Genomic DNA, 6,604 nt, shown 5'->3' with positions numbered 1-6,604 from the left:
GCATCCCGCGCATCCCGCGCATCCCGCGCATCCCGCGCATCCCGCGCATCCCGCGCATCCCGCGCATCCCGCGCATCCCGCGCATCCCGCGCATCCCGCGCATCCCGCGCATCCCGCGCATCCCGCGCATCCCGCGCACCGACTGGCGAGGCGTGCTCGTGGGCGGGGCGCTCGACGGCGAAATCTGGCGACGTCTTCCTTCGAATTCTGGTTGCTTTCACTCGTTGGGGGGGCGGGGCTAGATTGCGGGCCAGCGCGATGGCAGCGGGTTTGCTTTACGATCCGGTGCGACGCGCGGCTGGTACGCCTCCCCCCGACACACCCGGCTCTTGAGCGAGCACGACCCCGCTTCCAAACAGCTCGTCCCGCTTCCGCCCTTGGAGCCCGCCCACCGGCGGTCGCCCGCGTCGATGGCGCGCACGCGCACGCTCCTGCGCTACGGCGAGCGGGCCATGGTGCGCGCCGCGGACGCGGGGCAGGTGCGCGGGAACACGGCGCGGCTGCTCATCGACGGGCCGGCGGCGTTCGGGTCGTGGCTGCGCGCCATCGCGGCGGCGGAGCGGTGGGTGCACCTGGAGAACTACATCGTCCGCGACGACCGCACGGGGCGCGAGTTCCGCGACCTGCTGTGCGAGAAGGCGCGGCAGGGCGTGCCCGTGCGCCTCCTGTACGACTGGCTGGGCTGCTGGGCCACGCCGCGCCGCTTCTGGAAGCCGCTGCGCGAGGCGGGCGTGGAGGTGCGCGCCTTCGCGCCGCCCAGCCTGCACGACCCGCTGGCCTTCCTGCGCCGCGACCACCGCAAGGTCGTGGCGGTGGACGGCGACTACGCGTCGGTCACGGGCATGTGCATCGGCGACGAGTGGGCGGGCGACCCGGAGCGCGGCGTGGCGCCGTGGCGCGACACGGGCGTGGAGTTCCGCGGCCCCGTGGCGGCCGTGATCGACCGTGCGTTCGCGCGCACGTGGGCGGTGGCGGGCGGGCGCCTGGACGCGGGCGAGGTGCCGGACCCGGAGCGCGTGGAGCGCCCCGGCGACGTCTCGGTCCGCGTGGTGGAGGGCGAGCCCGCGCGGTCCCGCATCTACCGCATGCTCCAGCTCGTCGCGGTCGGCGTGGAGCAGCGGCTTTGGATCACGGACCCGTACTTCGTGCTCCCGCCGTCCCTGGCCGAGGCGCTGGCGTCGGCCGCGCGCGACGGGGTGGACGTGCGCGTGATCGTCCCGGCGTTCAACAACTGGCCCGTCGTCGGCGGGATGTCGCGCGCGGGCTACCGGCCGCTGCTGGAGGCGGGGGTGCGGCTGTTCGAGTGGGAGGGGCCCATGATCCACGCGAAGACGGCGGTGGCCGACGGGGTGTGGAGCCGCGTGGGGTCCAGCAACATGAACCTGGCCTCGTTCATGGGGAACTGGGAGATCGACGTGGCGGTGCTGGACCGCGGCTTCGCGGCGGAGATGGAGGACCTGTTCCTGCGCGACCTGGAGGCGTCGGTCGAGATCACGCTTGCGCGGCCCACGGGCGATGGCAAGCCGGCGCGCGAGCGCCGCGCGACCGAGCGCCTGGTGGTGGAGCACCCCGGCGACCAGGCCAAGCCCGGCCGCCTCTCGGCCCGCGAGCGGCGCAAGAAGTCGTTCCGCGGCAGCAACATCGGCCGCACCATCGGGCGGATGGCGCGGGCGGCGTCGGTGCTGGCGGGGGCACTGCGCGGGCAGCGGATGATCGGGCGCGAGGACCGCGGCTGGGTGGTGGCGCTGGCGGTGCTGCTGGTGGGCGTCTCGGCGGCCGGGATCTGGGCGCCGCGGGTGCTCGCGTGGCCTATCTCGTTCCTGCTCTTCTGGTTGGCCATCGTGAGCCTGGTGCGGGCCGGAACCCGCGCCAAACCTGGCGATTCGGGGTGAACGGACGTTTCAGGGTGGCATAAGTCGTTGCAGTGTATTATCTTTCAGGTACGGAACGAGGGACGGCGCGCAGGGTACGGCCAGTTCTCCCTGCACTTCGCGGGCTTCCGCCCGCTTCGCCGCGCACCAGCCCCCTCCACCCCCCTGCCTGGAGGTTCCATGGAATTTCGGTCTGCTCTTCCGGTCGCGGTCCTGCTCGGTGGCGTCATCGGCGCGGCGGCGGTCGGCAACGGCTCTCCGAAAGGCCGGCACAGCTACGACGCGGTCTCCAGCCTGGTCTCCGAGGCCGAGGCGTCCACGTCCGACGCCAAGTGGGACATCCCCGTGGTGCGCAACGCCCCGGTGCAGCGCTTCATCGACCTCTTCAGCGGCAAGCAGCAGGACCGCATGGCGCTGTACCTCAAGCGCTCGGGCCGCTACGAGGGGATGATCCGCACCAAGCTGCGCGCGCGCGGGATGCCCGAGGACCTGCTGTACCTCTCCATGATCGAGTCCGGCTTCAACCCCACGGCGCGCTCCAGCGCCCAGGCGGTGGGGCTGTGGCAGTTCATGGGCGAGACGGGCCGCAACTACGGCCTGCGCGTGGACCAGTACGTGGACGAGCGCCGCGACCCGGAGAAGAGCACCGACGCCGCGTTGCGCTACCTGAGCGACCTGCACGCGCAGTTCGACTCGTGGTACCTGGCCGCGGCGGCGTACAACAGCGGCGAGAACCGCATCAGCCGCGTGATGAAGGAGGAGACGGGCTCGGAGAAGGGCGACGAGACCAGCTTCTGGAGGATCCGCCACCGCCTTCCCGCCGAGACGCGCGAGTACGTGCCGCTCATGCTGGCGGCCGCGCTGGTGGGCAAGGAGCCGGAGAAGTACGGCCTGGCCGACGTGAGCCGCTGGCTGCCGGTGGAGACGGAGACGGTGAAGGTGCCGGGCGGGACCGGGCTGGCCGTGGTGGCCGAGGCGGTGGGCGTGCAGGGCCGCGACGTGGCCAAGCTGAACCCCAGCCTGGTGAAGGCGATGACGCCTCCGGGCAAGCCCTTCGACGTGCGCATCCCGGTGGGCCGCTCCGGCGAGTTCGCGGCCAACTTCGAGCGGGTGCACAAGATCGCGGTGGAGAACGCCCGCATCGAGGAGGCGCGCCGCGCCGCCGCCGCCCGCCAGGCGCGGATAGAGCGCCAGGCCCGCGAGCGCGCCGCTGCCCGTGCCGCCGCCGCCAAGCGCGCCCGCGCCAGCCGCGCGCACCGCACCACCCGCCACGCCGCCGCGCACAAGACCAGCACGCGCCGCCACGTGGCCGCGAAGCACACCACCACCCGCCGCCGCCGGTAGGCCTTCGAGCCGGGCGAAAATAGATGGACGACGAGAAGCCGCTACCCGCGAGGGTAACGGCTTCTTCGCGTCGAACCTTGCCGCCTTCAGCGGACGGCCGGGCCGGCTCGGGTCAGAGGCGGCTGCAGACGTGGGATCGCCGACCCAGCTCACGTTGGACACGCAGCTCTTGGAGACCGGGCTCGGTGGACGGCAAATCCATCTGGCAGCGTTGCGCTTGGCGTACGCGCCACCCAGGCGAGCGCGGGGCAACCGGCTCCGTGGACGTCTGTCAGGATGCGCGGCCTCTCGGTAGATTTCGCGCTCCCCGAAACGGCTGGAGATGGCGACGCACTCATCCGACCCTGCGAACGACGTGGCTCTGCGGCGCGTCCTGCTCGTCTTCCTGGACGGCGTGGGGATCGGGGCGGACGATGCGGTCCGCAACCCGTTCGCGGCCGCGCATCTCCCGAACTTGCGGGAGATGCTGGGCGGCGCGCTGCCCGTGCGGGAGCACCTGGGCGCGGACGGACGGATCGCCGGGCCGCGCGCGGTGATGGTAGCGGCGGCTGCGACGCTGGGCGTGGAGGGGAAACCGCAGAGCGGGACGGGGCAGACGACGCTGCTCACCGGCCGAAACGGTGCGGCGGAGTACGGGCGGCACTTCGGGCCGTGGGTGCCCACGGCGCTCCGGGAGATGCTGGCCGCGGAGAACCTTCTGGTCCGCGCGAAGGCTGCGGGGCGTGCCGTGGCGTTCGCGAACGCGTATCCGCTGATCGCGGCCGACGCCGATCCGCGCATCTTCCGGCGCCCGGCGGCGCCTCCGCTGGCCGCGCGCGCGGCGGGTGTGCTCACGCGCGACTTCGGCGAGCTGGCGGAGGGGCGGGCGGTGGCATCGTCCATCACCAACCAGCACTGGCGGGCGCGGCTGGGCCCGGAGATGCCGGACGTCACGCCCGAAGAGGCCGGCCGGCGCCTCGCCCGCATCGCCGGGGAAGCGGAGGTGACGCTGTTCGCGCACTACGACACGGACGTCGTGGGCCACCGCGGCGACCTGTCCGAAGCCGTGGCGGCGCTGGAGAAGGTGGACGCCTTCCTGGGCGGCATCGTCTCCGCGCTGCCGAATGACGCGCTGCTCGTCGTCTCCAGCGACCACGGCAACGTGGAGGAGATGTCGTCCGCGCACACGCTCAACCCCGTGCCCGTGCTCGCGTACGGATCGGGGCGCGAAGATGTTGTGTCGCGCGTCCGCTCGCTGGCGGACGTGACGCCGGCGCTTCTCGCCGCGCTGGGGATCGCCGCGAGCGGTGCACTGGCATCCATCGACCCGGCCGCATCCCTGGACCAGTTCGCATCTACAGACTCATCCCACGATCGAAGCAGATAAAGTGAGCACTTCGCAGATCAAGGCCGTCCTGTACGACTTCGACGGCACGCTGGCCGACAGCACCGCGCTCATCATGCAGTGCTGGCGGCACATGATGAACACGCACCACGGCGCCTGCCCGCCCGACGAGGAATGGCTGAGCGGCTTCGGGATGACGCTGGAGACGCAGGTGCGCCGCTTCGCCCGTGGCGACGCGGAGTACGAGGCGATGCTGGGCAGCTACCGCGAGCACCAGGTCGCGCACTACGCGGGCATGCTGCGGCCGTTCCCCGGCACGGTGGAGACGGTCGCTGAGCTGGCGCGCCGCGGTTTCGGGCTGGCCATCGTCACCAGCCGCCTGCGCCACACCACGCTGGAGGGGATGGACCTCTGCGGCCTGACGGACCTGTTCCCCGTCATCGTCACGCCCGAGGACGTGGCGGAGCCGAAGCCGCGGCCGGAGCCCGTGCTGTTCGCCCTCGACCGCTTGGGCGTGCAGCCGCACGAGGCCATCTTCATCGGCGACTCGCCGCACGACATGGCGGCGGGCAAGGCGGCCGGCACCCGCACCGCCGCCGCGCTCTGGGGCCCGTTCCCCCGCGCCACCCTGGCCGCCGAGAGCCCGGACGTCTTCCTCGATCTCCCGGACGACATCCTCCGCCTCCTCGGCAACCCGCCGCTCGCCCGCGCACGCTGAGCGGGCGGTCGACCCGGCGCGTCGTCGGACGCTGGGGAGATGCCGGCCGAGAGATGCGGACGGGAACCGTCGATCGGGTGATGCGTTTCGGAGCGGTTTGTCGGCAGATGCGCATCCGGTCATCGTTCGCGGCTGCGGGGCGGATCGGTCCGGCGCGCCCGGAACGGGACGGCGGATGCGCATCCGCCGAACACGCGTTCCGGTGATGCGTAGCGCGCGGAGAGGACCGGCGTGATGGGCGGCGGTGCATCTCCCGACGCGCCTTGAGGCCGGGCGGCAGGGCGCGGCGCGGTCGCTTTGCGCGCGCACGGGCCCGGCGCTATCTTCCGCGCCGACGCTCCCGGGAAGGGGGCGGCTGCCTCGTCTTGCAAGTCCCGGCTCCCCCGTTGGGGCCGGGATTCAGCCTTTTCCCCCGTAAGGAGTGACCGTATGCGGATGCTGGTGCTCGGTGCCGGGCTGCAGGGGTCGGCCTGTGCGTACGACCTGCTCGCCAACACGGACCACGACGTGGTGATCGCCGACATCGACGTCGGCAATCTCCAGCCGTTCCTGCAGCCGTACCTGGGCGGCCGCCTCACCGCCGTGAAGGTCGACGCCAAGGACGAGGACTCGGTCCGCGCGGCCATGCAAGGCGTGTCGGCCACCATGAGCGCCTTCCCGTACTACTTCAACCTCCAGATGGCCACGCTGGCACTGGAGGCGGGGAGCCACTTCTGCGACCTGGGCGGCAACACCGAGATCGTGCTCCAGCAGAAGCGGCTGCACGCGCAGGCGCAGGAGAAGGGCGTGAGCATCATCCCCGACTGCGGCCTGGCGCCGGGCATGGTGAACATCCTGGCCGAGCACGGCATCCGGCAGATGGACAGCGTGCGCTCGGTGACCATCAAGGTGGGCGGCCTGCCGCAGAACCCGCAGCCGCCGCTGAACTACCAGATCGTGTACAGCATAGAAGGCGTGCTGGATTACTACACCACGCTCTCGTGGGTCCTGCGCGACGGCAAGCAGACGCAGGTAAAGGCGCTCAGCGAGATCGAGGAGCTCGACTTCCCCGGCACCGGCATGCTCGAGGCGTTCCACACCGCCGGCGGCCTCTCGGCCATGGCGCAGCGGTACGAGGGGCAGATCCCCACCATGGAGTACAAGACGCTGCGCTACCCCGGCCACGCCCAGGCCATGGAGACCATCCGCGAGCTGGGCCTGCTGAGCGACCAGCCCGTGGACGTGAAGGGCATGCAGGTGGTGCCGCGCGACCTGTTCATCGCCACGGCCGGGCCGCTGCTGAAGAAGGACTACCGCAGCAGCCCGGACCTGGTGGCGCTGCGCGTGGAGGTGGAGGGCGAGAAGGAC

6 protein-coding genes are annotated in these 6,604 nt (G+C 72.0%); all 6 read left to right on the top strand.

The window, feature by feature from the left end; genetic code table 11:
* On the top strand, positions 1-242 hold a 242-nt coding region (locus tag VFE05_03380; protein ID HET6229094.1), incomplete at its 5' end, for a hypothetical protein.
* Positions 243-329: 87 nt separating this feature from the next.
* Positions 330-1,892: a phospholipase D-like domain-containing protein gene (locus VFE05_03375; protein ID HET6229093.1), complete on the top strand. Its 1,563-nt coding sequence runs from the start codon at positions 330-332 to the stop codon at positions 1,890-1,892.
* 159 nt (positions 1,893-2,051) lie between these two features.
* On the top strand, positions 2,052-3,215 hold the full coding sequence (locus tag VFE05_03370) for a transglycosylase SLT domain-containing protein (protein HET6229092.1): 1,164 nt from the start codon (positions 2,052-2,054) through the stop codon (positions 3,213-3,215).
* 322 nt (positions 3,216-3,537) lie between these two features.
* A complete protein-coding gene (locus tag VFE05_03365; protein ID HET6229091.1) occupies positions 3,538-4,581 on the top strand; it encodes an alkaline phosphatase family protein in 1,044 nt (347 codons plus the stop codon).
* 1 nt (position 4,582) lies between these two features.
* Positions 4,583-5,257 carry an HAD-IA family hydrolase gene (locus VFE05_03360; protein ID HET6229090.1) on the top strand — a complete coding sequence of 225 codons (675 nt, stop codon included), beginning with the start codon at positions 4,583-4,585 and terminating at the stop codon, positions 5,255-5,257.
* A gap of 429 nt (positions 5,258-5,686) precedes the next feature.
* A partial coding sequence (locus VFE05_03355) for a saccharopine dehydrogenase C-terminal domain-containing protein (GenBank protein HET6229089.1) occupies positions 5,687-6,604 on the top strand: 918 nt, incomplete at its 3' end.

It is taken from the genome of Longimicrobiaceae bacterium (assembly GCA_035696245.1).
Classification (GTDB): Bacteria; Gemmatimonadota; Gemmatimonadetes; order Longimicrobiales; family Longimicrobiaceae; genus DASRQW01.
The sequence above is the reverse complement of the archived record's forward strand: the minus strand, read 5'-3'. Positions and strand labels throughout refer to the sequence as shown.